This is a genomic window from Rhodopseudomonas sp. G2_2311 (genome assembly GCF_047501505.1).
GTDB lineage: Bacteria > Pseudomonadota > Alphaproteobacteria > Rhizobiales > Xanthobacteraceae > Rhodopseudomonas > Rhodopseudomonas palustris_H.
The window spans coordinates 91327-108293 of record NZ_JAZDRK010000018.1; the positions used below are offsets into that span (position 1 = coordinate 91327).

At 65.6% G+C, this 16967-nt stretch carries 17 protein-coding genes and 1 riboswitch; of the genes, 9 read left to right on the forward strand and 8 right to left on the reverse strand.

From position 1 onward, the window contains the following. Nucleotides 1-30 precede the first annotated feature (30 nt). The 6 genes from VRZ08_RS20065 (at nucleotide 31) to VRZ08_RS20090 (ending at nucleotide 3545) form a co-directional block, all read left to right on the forward strand. Nucleotides 31-450 (forward strand): hypothetical protein, encoded by a 420-nt coding sequence (locus VRZ08_RS20065; RefSeq protein WP_414533660.1) that lies wholly within the window; start codon nucleotides 31-33, stop codon nucleotides 448-450. Between the two features lie 304 nt (nucleotides 451-754). Further along, entirely contained in the window at nucleotides 755-1267 is a 513-nt protein-coding gene (locus tag VRZ08_RS20070; protein ID WP_346295210.1) for a hypothetical protein, read from the forward strand. Nucleotides 1268-1380: 113 nt separating this feature from the next. Then, nucleotides 1381-1614: a DUF6429 family protein gene (locus tag VRZ08_RS20075; RefSeq protein ID WP_414533661.1), complete on the forward strand. Its 234-nt coding sequence runs from the start codon at nucleotides 1381-1383 to the stop codon at nucleotides 1612-1614. 248 nt (nucleotides 1615-1862) lie between these two features. Further along, entirely contained in the window at nucleotides 1863-2261 is a 399-nt protein-coding gene (locus tag VRZ08_RS20080; protein WP_414533662.1) for an ester cyclase, read from the forward strand. 533 nt (nucleotides 2262-2794) lie between these two features. Then, nucleotides 2795-3028, forward strand: coding sequence for a hypothetical protein (locus VRZ08_RS20085; RefSeq protein WP_414533663.1), 234 nt, complete (start codon nucleotides 2795-2797; stop codon nucleotides 3026-3028). A 283-nt stretch (nucleotides 3029-3311) separates the two neighbouring features. Then, complete coding sequence (locus VRZ08_RS20090) at nucleotides 3312-3545, forward strand: DUF6429 family protein (RefSeq protein WP_414533664.1); 234 nt, start codon at nucleotides 3312-3314, stop codon at nucleotides 3543-3545. Between the two features lie 1108 nt (nucleotides 3546-4653). On the opposite strand, the gene thiC is transcribed toward VRZ08_RS20090, so the two are convergent. From thiC to VRZ08_RS20115, 5 genes are all read right to left on the reverse strand, one after another. Beyond that, nucleotides 4654-6579, reverse strand: a complete 1926-nt coding sequence (gene thiC / locus VRZ08_RS20095) for a phosphomethylpyrimidine synthase ThiC (protein WP_414533665.1) — start codon at nucleotides 6577-6579, stop codon at nucleotides 4654-4656. A 225-nt stretch (nucleotides 6580-6804) separates the two neighbouring features. After that, nucleotides 6805-7413 (reverse strand): thiamine phosphate synthase, encoded by a 609-nt coding sequence (locus VRZ08_RS20100; RefSeq protein WP_107345341.1) that lies wholly within the window; start codon nucleotides 7411-7413, stop codon nucleotides 6805-6807. Next, entirely contained in the window at nucleotides 7400-8182 is a 783-nt protein-coding gene (locus tag VRZ08_RS20105; protein ID WP_414533666.1) for a thiazole synthase, read from the reverse strand. Before VRZ08_RS20105 ends, VRZ08_RS20100 begins: the two co-directional genes overlap by 14 nt. 364 nt (nucleotides 8183-8546) lie before the next feature. After that, nucleotides 8547-8744, reverse strand: coding sequence for a sulfur carrier protein ThiS (gene thiS, locus VRZ08_RS20110; RefSeq protein ID WP_107356372.1), 198 nt, complete (start codon nucleotides 8742-8744; stop codon nucleotides 8547-8549). Then, nucleotides 8735-9886, reverse strand: a complete 1152-nt coding sequence (locus VRZ08_RS20115) for an FAD-dependent oxidoreductase (RefSeq protein ID WP_414533667.1) — start codon at nucleotides 9884-9886, stop codon at nucleotides 8735-8737. The genes thiS and VRZ08_RS20115 overlap by 10 nt, the downstream gene beginning before the upstream one ends. After that, a riboswitch (TPP riboswitch) is annotated at nucleotides 9874-10012 on the reverse strand. It overlaps the preceding gene by 13 nt. 186 nt (nucleotides 10013-10198) lie before the next feature. On the opposite strand from VRZ08_RS20115, the gene VRZ08_RS20120 reads away from it, so the two are divergent. Further along, a complete protein-coding gene (locus VRZ08_RS20120; protein WP_414533668.1) occupies nucleotides 10199-11680 on the forward strand; it encodes a hypothetical protein in 1482 nt (493 codons plus the stop codon). 13 nt (nucleotides 11681-11693) lie between these two features. Here the strand turns inward: VRZ08_RS20120 and VRZ08_RS20125 are convergent, their stop codons facing one another. Continuing rightward, the gene (locus VRZ08_RS20125) at nucleotides 11694-13028 is read right to left on the reverse strand and encodes an ATP-binding protein (RefSeq protein WP_414533669.1); all 1335 of its coding nucleotides are present in this window, start codon (nucleotides 13026-13028) and stop codon (nucleotides 11694-11696) included. After that, nucleotides 13025-13747 carry a response regulator gene (locus VRZ08_RS20130; protein ID WP_107356369.1) on the reverse strand — a complete coding sequence of 241 codons (723 nt, stop codon included), beginning with the start codon at nucleotides 13745-13747 and terminating at the stop codon, nucleotides 13025-13027. Before VRZ08_RS20130 ends, VRZ08_RS20125 begins: the two co-directional genes overlap by 4 nt. Nucleotides 13748-13914: 167 nt before the next feature. Between VRZ08_RS20130 and VRZ08_RS20135 the strand changes: the two genes are divergently transcribed. After that, on the forward strand, nucleotides 13915-14463 hold the full coding sequence (locus VRZ08_RS20135; RefSeq protein ID WP_263989140.1) for a hypothetical protein: 549 nt from the start codon (nucleotides 13915-13917) through the stop codon (nucleotides 14461-14463). Between the two features lie 274 nt (nucleotides 14464-14737). Next, nucleotides 14738-15292, forward strand: a complete 555-nt coding sequence (locus tag VRZ08_RS20140; RefSeq protein ID WP_414533670.1) for a PRC-barrel domain-containing protein — start codon at nucleotides 14738-14740, stop codon at nucleotides 15290-15292. A gap of 79 nt (nucleotides 15293-15371) precedes the next feature. Here the strand turns inward: VRZ08_RS20140 and VRZ08_RS20145 are convergent, their stop codons facing one another. Beyond that, on the reverse strand, nucleotides 15372-16931 hold the full coding sequence (locus VRZ08_RS20145) for a DUF4403 family protein (protein WP_414533672.1): 1560 nt from the start codon (nucleotides 16929-16931) through the stop codon (nucleotides 15372-15374). Nucleotides 16932-16967 lie beyond the last annotated feature (36 nt).

Consider the following 16967-nt stretch of genomic DNA (forward strand, 5'->3'; position numbering starts at 1 on the left):
TATGTGCTGTCGGACCAGAAGCTGAATTCGATGTCGGAATGGCAGAGCGCCATCGACGCAAAGGGTTTCCCGCTACGGCTGTCGGCCGCGACTCCGTTTGCAAGCAGCCGCGGCGCGTTGCCCGTCGTGCTTCGCGATCGGCCGTCGGCATTCGAGTGCGATCATTGGGACGCGAAGGTCCTGATGTCCGAGACGCCGAAGGTGACGTTCGAGCGGTCATGGCGATACGCGCTCGCGTTTCGCTGGGGCGGCGACATCGACGCCGGAGTGTCCGCCTATCTGGCCGCAGCCGCCTACGCCGAGGCGACGGTCGGCCTCGTGCTCGATTGCGCGGAGGGCAAGCTGATCTCGCCGGCCCGCGCCGCCGAGGTTGCCGCTGAGCTGGATAGGAGCCGGGCGTTGATCGAGGAGGCGGTTCGGCGGGCGCTTGAAGGCTTTCGAAAGCCGTGACAGGCGAGGGCGAGGATCTCGCGAGCGGCGTTGGCGAGGGGCGCGCAGCTCGCAGACGCGGCTCTGCCGATCCGGTCCACTCAGGCAAACCGGTATCAGCGCGGAGCGGATAGCTCGTCGGACGGCTTGAGCGCAGCGGACGTCGTGGTTCGGGGATGGCGTCGTGTCGATGTGGCCTGCGCCCGATCCGGCGCGCTCGGGTGATCCACGCGATGCCTGCGACCTTCGGCGATCGTGCGCTCAGATCAATGCCACACTCGACGGCCTTGTTAGGTTGCGGCTCTGTCTTGAACTGGAGGTTGTCATGATCGCGCGTCGTCGTCTTGCTGGTTTGGCTGTCGCGTTGCCCGCGCTCGCCGCGGCGGCGCTAGCGCCGCCGTCGCCGGCGCGCGCCGGGGATGGGCTCGAGCCCTACGCGCCGCTGCTGGTCGAGTTGCCGGGCTGGAAAGCCGGCAAGCTCGGCGGCCTGGCGATGCAGGACGGCGGCAGCCGGATCGTGGTGGCGCAGCGCGGCTACGAGCGCGGCGAGATCCATGTCAGCGTCCAGCTGCTCGCCGGCGCGCCGGCCCAGAGCCGGCTGGCGGCCGGCGGCACCGGGATGAAGACCGAGGCCAGCCACGGCCCGGCCAACACCACCACGATCGACGGCTTCAAGGTGACGCGGACGTTCCAGGCCAGCGACAAGTCCGGCACCATCCTGATCGCCCTCGGCCCCGCCGCCGCGCTATCGCTGTCATTCAAGGGCCTCGGCGAGGACGAAGCCCTGGCGACGGCGAAAGGCTTCGACTGGACCGCGATGCGGGCGGCGGTGAAGTAGCGAACGTAGGGCGGGTTAGCCGAAGGCGTAACCCGCCGGTGGCAACGGTGTTCTCATTGAGGGAGTGGCAGATTACGCTTCGCTCATCCGCCCAACCGGCCGGGAGATCAAGGATGGAGTTCGACACCGACAAGATCGACGACGCGACGCTGGCCCTGCTGTACCTGACGCTGCATGACGGCACGCGCGCCTGGAAAGGCCACGACTGGAATACGCTCGACCGGCTGCACGACAAGGGCCTGATCGGAAACTCGGCAGGTAAGGCGAAGTCGGTCACGTTCACCGACGAAGGCCTTCGGCGCGCCAAAGAGCTATTCGAGACGATGTTTGCGAAGAAGAAAACGTAACGCCGACGTGTGACCGTAGGGCGGGTTAGCCGAAGGCGTAACCCGCCGAGCCAACGTGGCGGTGCCTTGGCGCAATGGCGGATTACGCTACGCTCATCCGCCCTACGGCTGCGTTATCCCAGTAGATCGTGAGTTGCAGGGCCAATCGTTGTGGAGGTGGAACTGCTTCAGCATTGCGGGATCATCAGACGGATGGCGTCCCGCGACTGAGCGAAGCGTCATCCGCCATGTTCAAATAGGATGATCCGATGACCCCCGCCGAACTCTCCGAGATCTACCGCGGCTACATCGCCTGCCTGAACCGGCAGGATTGGCCTAAGCTGGACCAGTTCGTCGACGAGGATGTGTCCTACAACGGCGAGCGGGTCGGGCTGACAGGCTATCGCGATATGCTGCAGCGGGATTTTCGCGCGATCCCCGACCTTCACTTCGACATCCAATGGCTGGTGTCCGAACCGCCGCGGGTCGCGAGCCGGCTGTGGTTCGACTGCACCCCATCGGGCGAGCTGTTCGGCCTTGCCGTCAATGGCAGACGAATCCGCTTCGCCGAAAACGTGTTCTACGCGTTTACCGACCGCCGCATCGTGGAAGTCTGGTCGATCATCGACAAAGCCGCCGTCGCAGCGCAGCTCCCGTCCAGACCGTAGCGCCGGAGGGCGGATCAGCGCGGAAGGGCACGTAACGCCGGTGTGCGACCGTAGGGCGGGTTAGCCGAAGGCGTAACCCGCCGCGCGGCGGCTGGGTTTGCGTCGAAGTGGCGGCGGATTACGCTACGCTCATCCGGCATAAGGGCTCTGGCCTAGAACTGATGTGGGAGGCAGAGGATGGGGTTACCTAAAGAACCATATGTATGGCTGACAGTAGAGACATATCGCGAGAGCGGCTCAGGATTGCACGGTGATATTCATGTCCGTCCCTTGCCCGGACAAGGTGTGTCGACCACTTACCGCGTTCGCTTTCCGAGAGCGCCGAGAAGAGCTTACCCGATTGGACAAAAATTCAGGGTGCCGGCGAAGGTCACCGATCGAGAGGGGGGAAGCAAGTTCGTCCACACTAACCACGCGTGGGACTATGAGGTACTTGAGGACTGAACGTCACCGGCGCAACGCCGCTGCGCGGCGGCAAGGCTCGGGTTGGCTTCTCCGCTAATCCGCCCTTTGGACTGAAATTGGAGGTGCGTGTGAAGATTTCGGAACTGGCTAACGAACTCCGGGAGGCTTACGAGGCATCGGAAGATGGTAATAAGGTGGTTTCGATTCATCTATTCGGAATTCGGCGCGCCAATGAACTAGAAGGGCAGTCCTGCAAGGACATTGCCGTATTGGCCGGCATTCCGCATTCCTATGCGACGGAGATCAGAAAGGGAATGAAATTGGCGCCGTATGTCTCCATGAGAAGTACTGGTCGAGTTTGATAGATTTGTTAGCGATAAGCCCGCGTGAGCGTGGCGATGCGCGGGCTTGAACGAACGCAGGAGTCCCGGGTATCGCTGCGCTCACCCGGGCTACGCTTGCTGACAGGTATATCGCAGTAAGCGTCGCTGAGTTTGACGCAGGCTGCAGCTCGTAGGGTGGATTAGCGCGACGCCTGTAGGGCGGGTTGGCCGAAGGCGTAACCCGCCGGTGGCAGCGGCGTTCTCATTGAGGGAGTGACAGATTACGCTTCGCTCATCCGCCCAACGGGCCGGGAGATCGAGGATGAAATTCGGCACCGAAAAGATCGATGATGCGACGCTGGAGCTACTGTACCTGACGCTGCATGACTGCAACCGTGCCTGGAAAGGCCACGACTGGGACACGCTTGACCGGCTGCACGACAAGGGGCTGATCGGAAGCCCGGCCGGCAAGGTGAAGTCGGTCACGTTCACCGACGAAGGCCTTCGGCGTGCCAAAGAAGTGTTCGAGGCGATGTTTGCGAAGAAGAAAACGTAACGCCGACGTGTGACCGTAGGGCGGGTTAGCCGAAGGCGTAGCCCGCCGAGCTGCGGTTGGGCTTGTGTCGGAGGAACGGCGGATTAGGCTTCGCTCATCCGCCCTACGGGTTATGGCTTAGATGGTAGCTTTCGAGAGTGCGACATTCGAAACTTCGCGAGTTGTACAAGTTTCGGATGCTGTGCCTATAGGGGAGCTTCGCTGATCGGGCGACGCACTGTGGCATGTCGTGATTAGGTGCCTCCTCTGCAAGTGTCGCGTCTTCACGAATACGAAGGCTATTAGTGTCAGCACTACCAGCTGAAATAGCAGAATCAGTTCGGCGTACATAGTTGGTCCCCATGAGGTTCAGGCGGTAGAGTGTCAATGTCTTGCGAACTCAGGCGGCAGTAATCTGCTTTGCAGCCGTCGAGCAAATGGCGTAGCGAAGCGACTTTATATTCGTTCACGAGGCCAGACGTCGTAGTTAGGATTACGACAGAAATAAACGCGATGAACTGAAGTCCTTCAATTGAGGTGGCGTCAGGCAGTTGGTAGGCCCCTATGAGGGCTAGGACAGCACCGCTTACGAAAAGAGAGGACGACGCAATCGAGTAAAAGACTGTGTCGTAGTCTATTTTCATGAAGCATGTGCAGAGTAGGTCAACCGTCGAGGTGATGCCGAGTGCGGCAACTGGGATGACTACTAGAAGAAGCTCCCTTAGGTGGTCGCTATCTCTAAGGTCCGGTAGGCTCTCAGTGCTGAGAATGACCGGAACTAAGGCGGCGAAGACTGACGCGAACCAGAACAGCATTCGAATGAAAAGATACTGAGGTTTAATCATTGGCTCACATTTACTCTCGGTCCAATCAATGCGTGCATCATTTCCTACTTGCACGTCATGTCAAGCGGGCCTGTCAATTCTACGTGTAAGTCACTATTGACGTTGTAGCTTTCTACCGGCGTGAGCTGTCTTTGCGGTACTCTGCGGTTGGAAGCCTCTGGCGGGCTTGCTAGAGATCGATCAGCAAACAAAGCGGCCGAGCTTTCGCCCGGCCGCTTCGTTTTCCGATGGATGCCCGGGTCGAGCCCGGGCATGACGTTTGTGGTGTGGTGAGCGCGCCGCCCTTACGACAGCGCCTTGTTGCTCTCCTTCACCTTGTCGGCGTCGAGATACACGCTGCTTCCCATCTCTTTGAACTTGGCGCTCATCTGGGCCATGCCGTCTTCGATGGTGCCGGAGATCGTCATGCCGGCGTGGCCGACCGGGTAGAGGGCGGCTTTCTCGTTGTCGCCCAATCCCGCAGCGTAGTCGCGGACGTCCTGGGTGATCTTCATCGAGCAGAACTTCGGGCCGCACATCGAGCAGAAATGCGCAACCTTGTGGGCGTCCTTCGGCAGGGTCTCGTCGTGGAAGGCTTGCGCCGTATCCGGATCGAGGCCGAGGTTGAACTGGTCCTGCCAGCGGAATTCGAAGCGGGCGCGGCTGAGCGCGTCGTCGCGCAGTTGCGCGGCGGGGTGGCCCTTGGCGAGGTCGGCGGCGTGGGCGGCGATCTTGTAGGTGATCACGCCGGTCTTGACGTCGTTGCGGTCGGGCAGGCCGAGATGCTCCTTCGGCGTGACGTAGCACAGCATCGCGCAGCCGAACCAGCCGATCATCGCGGCGCCGATGCCGCTGGTGATGTGGTCATAGCCCGGCGCGATGTCGGTGGTCAGCGGCCCGAGCGTGTAGAACGGCGCCTCGCCGCACTCTTTCAACTGCTTGTCCATGTTGATCTTGATCTTGTGCATCGGCACATGGCCGGGGCCTTCGATCATCACCTGGCAGCCCTTGTCCCAGGCGATCTTGGTGAGTTCGCCGAGCGTCTCCAGTTCGGCGAACTGGGCGCGGTCGTTGGCGTCCGCGATCGAGCCCGGCCGCAGGCCGTCGCCGAGCGAGAACGACACGTCGTATTTGCGCATCAGGTCGCAGATCTCGTCGAAATGCGTGTAGAGGAAGCTCTCCTTGTGATGCGCCAGGCACCACTTCGCCATGATCGAGCCGCCGCGCGACACGATGCCGGTGACGCGGCTGGCGGTGAGGTGGATGTATTGCAGCCGCACGCCGGCGTGGATGGTGAAGTAATCGACGCCCTGTTCGGCCTGTTCGATCAGCGTGTCCTTGTACAGCTCCCAGGTCAGTTTGACCGGATCGCCTTCGCACTTCTCCAGCGCCTGATAGATCGGCACGGTGCCGATCGGGACGGGCGAGTTGCGCAGGATCCATTCGCGGGTGGTGTGGATGTTGCGGCCCGTGGAGAGGTCCATCACGGTGTCGGCGCCCCAGCGGATCGCCCACACCATCTTGTCGACTTCTTCCTCGACCGACGAGGTCACCGCCGAGTTGCCGATATTGGCGTTGATCTTGGTGAGGAAGTTGCGGCCGATGATCATCGGCTCGAGTTCGCCGTGATTGATATTGGCCGGGATGATCGCGCGGCCGCGGGCGATCTCGTCGCGGACGAATTCCGGCGTGATGAACGCCGGCACTGCGGCGCCGAACGACTCACCGTCTGCCAGCGCCGCTTCGGCACGTTCGAGCTGCTGCTTGCGCCCCAGGTTCTCGCGCTCGGCGACGTAGATCATCTCCTTGGTGATGATGCCGCGGCGGGCGAATTCGTATTGGGTGATCGGCGCGTCGCCGACGCCGCGCAGCGGCTGGTGATGCGCGGTGAAGGCTTTCGCCGCATGCGCGGCGCCGACATTGCCGTTGTCCTCCGGCTTGATGTCGCGGCCTTCATACTGCTCGACGCCGCCGCGCTCCATCACCCACTGCGTGCGCGGGCGCGGCAGACCCTTGTTGACGTCGATGACCACGCTCGGGTCGGTGTAGGGGCCGGAGGTGTCGTACACCGGCAGGTTCGGCTCGCCTGCGCCTTCGCTCAGGATGATCTCGCGCAGCGGCACGCGCAGATCCGGCGCGCTCGCCGGCGTTGCGTAGATCTTCTTGGAGGAGGGCAGGGCGCCGGTGGTGACGGCAGCGCGGGTGGTCTCGGGATTGGAGCGGATATTCATGCCATCCTCCTTGTTATCGGTTGTTATTCGGGCCGCTTGGTTCGGTCGTGTTGTCGGTCGGAGTGGCGAGGGCACGGTGCGTGTCGCCCTCACCCCGACCCTCTCCCGCAAGCGGGAGAGGGAGGAATCACCGGTCGGGTCGCGGCTGTGCCTCACGCACGGCCTGCTCCCTCTCCCGCGTGCGGGAGAGGGCTGGGGTGAGGGCGCCGCGCGTCGCAGCGGTCATCACGCCTTCTCGGCGACGAAGTCGAGCCAGGCGCGGACGCGGGCGTCTGGATCGGGGTTCTGCGTCACGTCACTGACCACCGCGATCGAGTCGGCGCCGGCGGCGAAGATCTCTTCGGCCTGCTCCAGCTTGATGCCGCCGATCGCGACCAGCGGGATGTTGCCGACGCGCTTCTTCCATTCGGTGATCTTCGGAATGCCCTGCGGGGCAAACCGCATCGATTTCAGCGTGGTCGGGAAGATCGGGCCGAGCGCGATGTAGTCCGGCTCGGCGGCGAGCGCGGTTTCGAGTTCGGCGTCGTCGTGGGTGGAAAGGCCGAGCGTCAGCCCGGCGCTACGGATCTCGGCGAGATCCGCCTCGGCGAGGTCTTCCTGGCCGAGATGCAGATGCTGGGCGCCGGCGACGATCGCGGCGCGCCAGTAGTCGTTGATGATCAGCTTGACGCTGGTGTCCTTCACCGCCGCCAGCGCGTCGGTGACGAGCTGCAGCGCGGCGCCGTCGTCGAGGTCCTTGGCGCGGAGCTGCACGGTGCCGACGCCGAGCGCGGCGAGGCGTTTGACCCACGCGATGCTGTCGACGACGGGATAGAAACGGTCAGGATACGGCATGCCAGAACGGTGTCCCGATCACAGGGGTGGAGGGCGAAGCGAAATCGCGGGCGCCCATCAGCCCCGCTTCGTAACCAGTGCGGCCGGCTTCGACCGCGAGCTTGAAGCCGCGCGCCATCGCCACCGGGTCTTCGGCTTTGGCGATCGCGGTGTTGAGCAGCACGGCGTCGTAGCCGAGCTCCATCGCTTCGGCGGCGTGGCTCGGCGCGCCGAGGCCGGCGTCGACCACCAGCGTGATATCGGGCAGGCGGTCGCGCAGCAGCTTCAGCGCGTCGCGACTGACGATGCCGCGCGCGCTGCCGATCGGCGCCGCCCACGGCATGATCACCCGGCAGCCGGCCTCGACGAGGCGCAGCGCCACCGACAGATCCTCGGTGCAATAGGGAAACACCTCGAAGCCATCCTTGGTCAGGATTTGCGCGGCTTCGACCAGGCCGACCACGTCCGGCTGCAGGGTGTCGTTGTCGGCGATCACCTCGAGCTTGATCCAGCTCGTGCCGAACAGCTCGCGCGCCAGCTTGGCGGTGGTGACCGCATCGCGCACGCCGCGGCAGCCGGCGGTGTTCGGCAGCACGGTGACTCCGAGTTCGCGGATCAGCGACCAGAACTGATCGCCGGCCTTGCCGCCCGCGGTCTCGCGCCGCAGCGACACCGTGACGATCTCGGCGCCGGACTCGCGGATCGAGTCCTGCATGATCGCCGGCGACGGATACAGCGCGCTGCCGATCAAGAGGCGGGAGCCGAATTCGCGGTCGTAGAATTTCACCATGCATGTCGCTCCGCGCTTTGATCAGTCCGCTGCGCCTCGCTCCCTCTCCCGCTCGCGGGAGAGGGCTGGGGTGAGGGCGACGCGCACTCAGTGCCCGGGGACCCCCACCCCCGACCCCTCCCCGCAAGGGGGAGGGGAGATTGGGCGTTGCGGCGCGTAGCGTGTATCACCGCCATCCTCATCCCCACCACAGGCGTCATCCCCGCGAAGGCGGGGATCCAGTATTCCAGAGCGTTCGCGGCTGAACGCCGGCGCTCTGCAATACTGGGTCGCCCGCACGAGCCGGGCGATGACGGGGGGGTGTGGGGCGTGCGCGGTGCATCACCCCGATTGAAGGACGGTGATGTCCGGGGCGCGGCCATCCTCATCCCCCCTGCCGCGGGGTCAGGATCTCGATTTCGTCGCCGGCGGTGACGGGGGTTTCGTCCCATTTGCCGCGGGGGACGACGTCGTAGTTGAGCGCGACGGCGAAGTGGCCGCCGGTGCAGTCGAGCTCGGTCATCAGCGCCGCGACGCTGGCGGACTGGATCTCGCGCTGTTCGCCGTTGATGGTCACAAGCATCGCATCACCTGATTGTCGATCTCGCCGCGCTCGACATAGGCCACCACCTTCTCGGCCAGCGACGGCGCCATCAGGAAGCCGTGACGATACAGGCCGTTGGTGGCGACGCGGCGGTTGCCGATGGCGATCCGCGGCAGGTTGTCGGGGAAGGCGGGGCGAAGCCCGGCGCCGAGTTCGACGATATGGGCTTCGCCGAACGCCGGATGCACCGCGTAAGCCGCGCTGAGCAGTTCCAGCGCCGAGCGCACCATCACCAGCTCGTCTTCGCTCTCGACGGTGGTGGCGCCCAGCATGAAGTGATTGTTCTGGCGCGGGATGACGTAGAGCGGCCAGCGCGGGTGCATCAGCCGCACTGGGCGCGACAGCTGCACCTCGGCGGTCTTGATCACCACCATCTCGCCCTTGACGCCGCGCAGCTCGGGCGCCTTGTCGCGGGCCGCGAGGCCGCGGCAATCGATCACCAGGCCGTCGAGATCCTCCGGCGTCATTTCCGATTCGAAATGGATGGTACCTCCGGCCTCGATCAGCCGCTCGTGCAGGCGCGCCAGCACCAGCCGCGGCTCGACATGGCCTTCGTCCGGGAAGAAAAGGCCCTCGCGGAACCGGCCGGCCAGCGCCGGCTCCAGCTCGGCGATGCCGTCGGCGTCGACGCGCTGATGGCCGGTGGTCATCTTGGCGAAGCGCTCGAAGTCGGCGCGGTCGCGCGGATGCGCCACCACCAGCGAGCCGTTGAACACCGCGTCCGGGAATTCCTTGCGCCACATCTCCAGCGAGCGCATCCCGATCTGGCTGACCATCGGCTCGGCGCCCTCGGCCTCGCAATACGGCGCCAGCATGCCGCCCGCCCAATGGCTGGTGGCCTGTGTCATCTCGTTGTCGCCGCGCTCGTACAGACTGACCTTGCGGCCGGCGCGCGCCAGCAGCAGCGCCTGCCAGGCGCCGGCGATGCCGGCGCCGATCACCGACACCGGCGCGTCCTTGCGCAGGTCCGGCTTCTCGCTGCGCAGCGCCGCGGCGGTCAACGCCGAAGCAGCCGACGCCGAAGCGACCGAAGCCGAAGCAACGGAAGCCGAAGCAACGGAAGCTAACGCGGAAAGATTGGCGGATTCGGCCCCGCCGCGGCCTTCGACTGTCTGATGCATCCCTGTCCCTTCGCCGGCATGACCCGGATCAGGTTCAAAGGGTCACCGCGGTCTCTGTGCCTCGCGAATCGAAGCGGCGAGCGTGCGGTATCTCAGCTCCTCGTCGGAGCCCCCCTCGGAACGGGCTCAATGTAGGCCGATGCCCTGCCGTGTCAACGTGCCTTTGGTGCGATGCTGGTGGGCAAAGCCGCGCAGCACGCCGGGTTCCTCGCCGCCCGCGCGCCGCTCCGCGGTGCATGTTCCGGTTTACGCCAAATTATCCGCCGGCGTGTTGGATCGCCGCAGCCGCAACCTGCAAGCGAGCCGCGCTGCATGACCATCACCGTCGCCGCCGCCAACCAGATCAGCCTCGCCAGGCCGCGGCTGTGGCCGCTGGCGATCGGGCTCGGCGTCTATGTGCTGCTGCTGATCTCCGGCGACCGGCTGCTCAACGATCCCGATACGCTGTGGCAGGTGACGATCGGGCAGTGGATCATCGACCACCGCGCGGTGCCGTGGACCGACAGCTACTCGTTCACGATGGCGGGCCAGCCGTGGATCTCGACGCAGTGGCTGGCGCAGGTCGCGTTCGCGGCGAGCTATCAGCTTACCGGCTGGGCCGGGCCGGTGGTGCTGACGGCGGCCGCGCTCGGCGGCACCTTCTATCTGCTGGCGCGGCTGCTCGGCGCCCGGCTGAACGACACCGCCACCGTGATCTTCGCCGCCGCCGCCCTGGCCCTGACCGCCCCGCACATGTTGGCACGGCCGCACGTCCTAGCAATGCCAGTGATGCTGGCCTGGGTTGGCGCATTGGTCGGCGCCGCGGACCGCCGCGGCGTGCCGTCATTGTGGACGCTGCCGCTGATCACGCTGTGGGCCAATCTGCACGGCGGCTTCGTGTTCGGCATCGCGCTGATGGCGCCGTTCGCGCTCGATGCGGTGCTGTCCGCGGAGCGGCCGCGCCGTGTCGCGTTGCTGCTGCGCTGGGCGCTGTTTGGGGGGCTCGCGCTCGCCGCCGGATGCCTGACGCCCTATGGCTGGGACTCGATCCTGGCATCGCGCAAGATCTTGTCGCTTGGCGAGGCGCTGAGCCGGATCGGGGAATGGGCGCCGGAGGATTTCTCCAAGATCGGCGTGCTCGAGATCACCTTGCTGGGCGGCCTCGGCCTGGCGCTGCTGCGCGGCGTGACGCTGCCGCCGGTGCGCATCTTGATCCTGCTCGGCCTGATCCACATGGCGCTGGCCCACAGCCGCAATCTCGAACTCTTGGCGCTACTGGCGCCGCTGGTGCTCGCCGCGCCGCTGGCCGCGCAATGCGGCGTCGCTGCGCCGGCTCAGGGAGCGCCGTCGGCGCGCGGCTTGACTGCCGCGCTGCTGGCGCTGGCGGTCGGCGGCACGCTGGCGTTTGCGACGTGGCACAGCTTCGCGCCGCGCTCGCTGTTCGCGCCGCAGGCCGCGGTCGCCGAGCTGAAGCGGCTCGGGGCCAAGCGGGTGTTCAACGACTACAATTTCGGCGGCTATCTGATCGCGAACGGCGTGCCGACCTTCATCGACGGCCGCACCGAACTGTTCGGCGAGACGCTGGTGGTCGATCACGACGACGCGGTCCGGCTGCGCGCGCCCGACAAACTGTTCCGCCTGCTCGATGCTTACGCCGTCGATGCGACGCTGCTGATCCCGAGCAGCCCCGCCGCAAAGCTGCTCAACCGTACCGAGGGCTGGCAGAAGGTCTATGCCGACGACCTCGCGGTGATCCACCAGCGCAAGCCCGGCGCGCCGCCGAGCCCGGCGCCGACGATTACTCCGCCGCGCTGATACGTCCCGCTGGTCAGGCCGTGCGGCTGGGGGCCTGGCGGGGCAGGGTGATGCGCGCGATCAGGCCGTGCGGCGTGCGGGTGTGCAGCGACAGTTCGCCGCCGTGGCCGCGCGCGATGGCGCGGGCGATCGACAGGCCGAGGCCGAACGAGGAGCTGTCGTCCATGTTGCGGGCGTCGTCGCCGCGCACGAACGGCTGCATCACGCTGTCCTTGTCGGCGTCGGCAATGCCCGGGCCGTCGTCTTCCACCTCAATGACGATCTCGTCCTGATGCAGCGCCAGCCGGATCGTCACCTCGGTGCCGAACCGCACGGCATTTTCGACCAGGTTGGTGACCGCGCGATGCAGGTCGCCGGGCCGCGCCATTGCCATCGCGTGCTCGGGGCCCTGATACGCGACCTTGGCGCCGATGTCGGCGAACTGATCGGTGATTAGCTGCATTGCGCTGGCAAGGTCGATCAGGGTCGGCGCGTCGCGGGTGGCGCCGTCGCGCAGGAAGGTCAGCACCGCGGTCAGCATCGCGCCCATCTGGTCGAGATCGTGCAGCGTCTGGGTGCGCTGGTGATCGTCCTCGATGAATTCGGCGCGCAGCCGCATCCGGGTGATCGGCGTGCGCAGATCGTGGCTGATCGCCGCCAGCATCCGGGTGCGGTCCTCGATCAGCGTGGTGATGCGCTCGCGCATCCGGTTCAGCGCCCGCGCCAGTGAGCGGATCTCGGCCGGCCCGCGCTCCGGCAGCGGCGCGTCCGAACTATCCAGGCTGAAGGTCTCGGCCGCCGTGGCAAAGGCCGACAGCGGCGCCGCCAGTGTCCGCGCAGCCCACAGCCCGAGCAGCGCGAGGCTGACCACGCCGATCAGCAGCGACGCCATCCACGGATTGCCGAGCACCGGCCGGCGCCGCTCCGGCGGCAGTCGCGCGCTGATCGCGTCACCTTCGGGCAGGGTGATGACGATCCGGTCGCCGCCCGCGAGGTCGACCCGATAGTCCGGCCCGAGATGCCGTCGCAGATAGTCGATCTGGTGCGGCGGCCAGGCGCCGTCATGCGGGCGGGCCACGGCCGCGGTGCCGGCGAGTTCGAGTTCCGGGAAGGCGGCCGCAATGGTGGTTATCAGCTGCGGGCGATCCGCCGCCGGGGTGCGCCCGATCAGTTCGGCGAATTCGTAGAGCTGATGCGGCTCCGGTTGCTGCGGCGGTCGCGGCATGTCGGGCCGGTTGGCGAAGAACGCCACTGCGATGATGATGTGGCTGGCAATGATCGACGCCAGCACCAGGATCGCGATCTGGCCGCGGATGCCCTCCGGCTTCAGGCCGAAGCCGAGCGCCGCCAGCCGCGTGCGCAGGCTCATGCGGTCTCGACCTCCGGCGTGAACACGTAGCCGCCGGCCCGCACCGTCTTGATCAGCGTGGCTTCGCGCGGATCGGGTTCGATCTTGCGGCGGATGCGGCTGATCAGCACGTCGATCGAGCGCTCGAACGCGCCGACGTTGCGGCCGTGGGTGAGATCGAGCAGCGCCTCACGCGACAGCACCCGGCCGGCGCGTTCGCACAGCGCCTGCAGCAGGTCGAATTCGGCGCTGGTCATCGCCACCAGCGCGCCCTCGGGATTGCGCAATTCGCGGCGCCGGCAGTCCATCCGCCAGCCGAGGAAGCCGAGCGTGGTGGCGCCGGCTGTAGCGCTGGCGGTGACCGCGCTCGCCTGCCGGCGCAGCACCGAGCGGATCCGCGCCAGCAGTTCGCGCGGGTTGAACGGCTTCGGCAAGTAATCGTCGGCGCCCATTTCCAGGCCGAGGATGCGATCGACGTCATCGCCGCGTGCGGTCAGCATGATGATCGGCAGCGCCGAATTGGCGCGGATTTTCCGGCACAGGCTGAGCCCGTCCTCGCCCGGCAGCATGACGTCGAGCACGACCAGATCGACGCGATGATCGGCGATCCAGCGCTCCATCTCGCGGCCGTCCGCGGCGGTGGCGACGTTGCAATTGTTGGCGCGGAGATATTTGGCGATCAGCGCGCGGGTCTCGCGGTCGTCTTCGACGACGAGAATCGATGGTGGTGCGGTGCTCATGGCAGGGGTTTTGCGATGTTTTGCCGGGACTGTAGCAGAGAATCTTGTTTCCGATTGTTTCTACCTGCCGCCCGGCAAAAACCGGCAACTAACTCAAGGATTTGGCGAAGGTGTTGTTAATCGATTAACCATAGCGTCGGCTTCGATCCAAACCCGGAGCCTGCCCCATGACCGCCATTTCCTCCGCTGCCGCGGGCGGCAGCAGCTATCTCTCACCGCTGCAACTCCTGCAGAAGGAGCTCGCGTCGGAAGTCTCGTCCGGTACCGTGAAATCCAGCGACGCCGACGCGCTGTCGTCGGCGCTGCAAGACATCGACTCGTCGCTGCAGAGCAGCCGCTCCAGCAGCAGCTCGGACTCCCGTCCCACCGACCTGAAATCCAAGATCGACGACCTGATCGCCGGCGAAGTCTCGAGCGGCAAGCTGACCACCGATCAGGCCACCGAGCTGCAGAACGTGTTCAAGAACACCTTCGCCGGCGGGCCGCCTCCGGGCGGCGGTGCCGGCGGTCCGCCGCCGCCCGATGACGGCAGCAGCGCGTCGTCGTCCAGCACCTCGACGGATTCGTCGTCATCGTCCGACATCAGCGACATTCTGAAGCAGTTTCTGCAACTGCTGCAAGATCAGCAATCGTCGACCGCCAACGCCTACAGCGCCAGCGGCTCGGCGGCTTCATCTGGCTCGTTCACCGCGCTCTTGATCAACTACCAGACCTGATCGTCTCTGCTTCGTCATCCGACTGTGTGACGCCGTCGGTTCGAGCGCATTCCCTTCAGCTTGGGCGCAAGGGGATGCGCTCTTTTCGTTGGTGAATGTCTGACGCGGTGATCAAGCGTTGCCGCGGAACCGACGGAACTCATCGGAACTCGTGAGTGCTCTTGCGGACTAATCATTTGGTGCGCCGCAAGGCGCTAAAAAAAGTTCGATTGCGGGAACGCTGAGTGAAGTCCGCGGTTTTGTAGGCACCATTCACAAGGAAGAGGGCAAGCCAATGAAAGCCAAGACGATCATCGCCGGTCTGCTGGGGACCACGCTCCTCGCGTCCGCCGCCTACGCGCAGAATCCGGCGCCGGCCGACAACAGCAGCACGATGTCGAAGTCGTCCGCTGCGGCGTCCGATTCGCAGCAGCACATGGGTCAGTGGCGTGCGTCCAAGCTGATCGGCGTCAACGTGTACAACCAGGGCAACGAGAAGCTCGGCGACATCAGCGAATTGCTGATCGACAATCAGGGCCGTATCCAGGGCGTCGTGATCGGCGTCGGCGGCTTCCTCGGCGTCGGCCAGCGTGACGTTGCGGTGACGTTCGACAAGCTGCAGTGGGTCAACACCCCGGTGTCGTCGAACACCGCGATGAACAGCCAGACCACTCCGGCTGGCTCGGGCACTTCGACGGCTTCTCCGGCCGCCGGCACCACCACCGGTGCGGCGACCTCGAGCAGCTCCTCGAGCGCGAACAACGCTGATCGCTGGTATCCGGACCACGCGGTGCTGAACGCCACCAAGGATCAGCTGAAGTCGATGCCGGAGTTCAAGTACTCCAAGTAAGCGACGCGGACCTTAGGTCCCGTCACGCAAACGCCGCCGGTTTTGCCGGCGGCGTTTGTGTGTTTTGTGATGAAACGGATCAGCGCGGGATTTGCGGTAGCTCCGGCGGCTTGAGCCGGGTCACCTTGACTTCGAGGATGCCGTTGGCCTCGGCGGTGATCCGCAGCATGTTGGAGTCGAACACCAGGTCCGACAGCCGCAGGCTGGAGATCTCCGAGGAAATGCGAAGACCGTCCTCGTTGCGCTGATAGGTCGCGATCATATTGCCGACCCGGCGCTGGATGTTGGTCGACTCCGGCTTCAGGTCGATCACCGCCTTGTCGGCGATCGCTTTCTCCAGATAGGGCACCGCGGCGCGGGCGGTGTCGCCGAGCAGGCCGAACGCGGCTTCGGATTCGACCGCGAGCTTGATATCCGATAGCCGCAGCGTCTGGTCTTCCTGATCGAGCGTCGGGCGGCCCCAGATGTGCAGCGTTGCCTCGGTGCCGAAGCCGAAGAAGCTGCGGTTCTCCTTGGCATCGACCAGCAGCGAGATCAGCAGCCGGTCGCCGCTGGCGGCGAGCTTGGCGCGCTTCACCGTGATCGCGGCGCGGCTGTCGCCCTCCGGGAAGGTCTTGCCGACGAACTGCGCCTCCAGAATGCGGTCGAGCTCCTGGAACGGGATGTCGATCGGCACCGCGACTTTGACCCCGGCGTTGTCCGGCGCGACCATCTGTAGCGCCGGTGGGAACGGGCATTGCGGCTTGGTCGGACCGGCGGTGATACGGGTGTCGGCGACGATGCCGAGCGTCAGCGTGGCGGCTGCGGCATCGACCTGCGGCTGGGCTGCGAGCGCCCGGGTCGGCCGAATTTCCAGGAAGAAGCCGTTGGGAATGCCGGCGCCCTGCAGCGGCACCGAGCGGCACAGCCGATCCCATTCGCGCCGCGCGCTGCGCTCCAGCGCGCCGTCGTCGCGGATCTGGCGCTCCAGCACGCCGAGCTGATCGGCGATCGCCTTGTCGATCACCGGCTTGACCTGCTGCGGCACGTCGATGCGGACGCCGCCGACCGAGACGCCGGAATCCGACAGCGCCACTTCAGCATCGAGATGCGGATCGACATGCCAGTTCGGCAGCACCTGCGGCCGCGCGCTGATCGCGATGGTGCCCTTGATCTCGCCGTTGGCGTTGAACGACTTGATGTTGACGCCGATCTGCTTGGCCATCTTGTTGCCGAGCAGCCGGCCGAGCGTCTCGTCGACCTTGGACTGGGTGTTGGCGGAGAGCGAGCCCTTGGCATTCACCGTGCCGGTGAGCGGCGAGGTGATGGTGAGCTGATCCTTGGCGCCGCGCACCGTCACGGTGCCGCGCGTCGCGGTCCATTGGATGTCGGCGTTCTGCACATATTGCGACAGCGGATTGTTGGCTTTGCCGGAGAAGGTGCGCGGCGCGACCGCGTCGACCAAATCACGGATGGTACCGAGCGGCACCGACACCGGCACCACCACGGTGGACTGCCGGATCGGCGGCAAGGGTGGCAGCGCCTGCAGGCTGGGCGGCGAGATGGCGCGGGGCGCCAGCCAGTCGAACGCCTTCAGCGTGACCGTGAATGAAATCGCGACGATCGCGAGTGCTACCAATCCAAACTTGACGAAACGCATCGATACCCCGGGGCGGAACGGGCGGGACAATACAGC

What these genes read in the sequence shown, in the direction of transcription:
- VRZ08_RS20065 (WP_414533660.1), top strand. Translation starts at nt 31, where the DNA reads ATGTCGGAATGGCAGAGCGCCATCGACGCAAAGGGTTTCCCGCTACGG.
- VRZ08_RS20070 (WP_346295210.1), top strand. Translation starts at nt 755, where the DNA reads ATGATCGCGCGTCGTCGTCTTGCTGGTTTGGCTGTCGCGTTGCCCGCG.
- VRZ08_RS20075 (WP_414533661.1), top strand. Translation starts at nt 1,381, where the DNA reads ATGGAGTTCGACACCGACAAGATCGACGACGCGACGCTGGCCCTGCTG.
- VRZ08_RS20080 (WP_414533662.1), top strand. Translation starts at nt 1,863, where the DNA reads ATGACCCCCGCCGAACTCTCCGAGATCTACCGCGGCTACATCGCCTGC.
- VRZ08_RS20090 (WP_414533664.1), top strand. Translation starts at nt 3,312, where the DNA reads ATGAAATTCGGCACCGAAAAGATCGATGATGCGACGCTGGAGCTACTG.
- thiC (WP_414533665.1), bottom strand. Translation starts at nt 6,579, where the DNA reads ATGAATATCCGCTCCAATCCCGAGACCACCCGCGCTGCCGTCACCACC.
- VRZ08_RS20100 (WP_107345341.1), bottom strand. Translation starts at nt 7,413, where the DNA reads ATGCCGTATCCTGACCGTTTCTATCCCGTCGTCGACAGCATCGCGTGG.
- VRZ08_RS20105 (WP_414533666.1), bottom strand. Translation starts at nt 8,182, where the DNA reads ATGGTGAAATTCTACGACCGCGAATTCGGCTCCCGCCTCTTGATCGGC.
- thiS (WP_107356372.1), bottom strand. Translation starts at nt 8,744, where the DNA reads ATGCTTGTGACCATCAACGGCGAACAGCGCGAGATCCAGTCCGCCAGC.
- VRZ08_RS20115 (WP_414533667.1), bottom strand. Translation starts at nt 9,886, where the DNA reads ATGCATCAGACAGTCGAAGGCCGCGGCGGGGCCGAATCCGCCAATCTT.
- VRZ08_RS20120 (WP_414533668.1), top strand. Translation starts at nt 10,199, where the DNA reads ATGACCATCACCGTCGCCGCCGCCAACCAGATCAGCCTCGCCAGGCCG.
- VRZ08_RS20125 (WP_414533669.1), bottom strand. Translation starts at nt 13,028, where the DNA reads ATGAGCCTGCGCACGCGGCTGGCGGCGCTCGGCTTCGGCCTGAAGCCG.
- VRZ08_RS20130 (WP_107356369.1), bottom strand. Translation starts at nt 13,747, where the DNA reads ATGAGCACCGCACCACCATCGATTCTCGTCGTCGAAGACGACCGCGAG.
- VRZ08_RS20135 (WP_263989140.1), top strand. Translation starts at nt 13,915, where the DNA reads ATGACCGCCATTTCCTCCGCTGCCGCGGGCGGCAGCAGCTATCTCTCA.
- VRZ08_RS20140 (WP_414533670.1), top strand. Translation starts at nt 14,738, where the DNA reads ATGAAAGCCAAGACGATCATCGCCGGTCTGCTGGGGACCACGCTCCTC.
- VRZ08_RS20145 (WP_414533672.1), bottom strand. Translation starts at nt 16,931, where the DNA reads ATGCGTTTCGTCAAGTTTGGATTGGTAGCACTCGCGATCGTCGCGATT.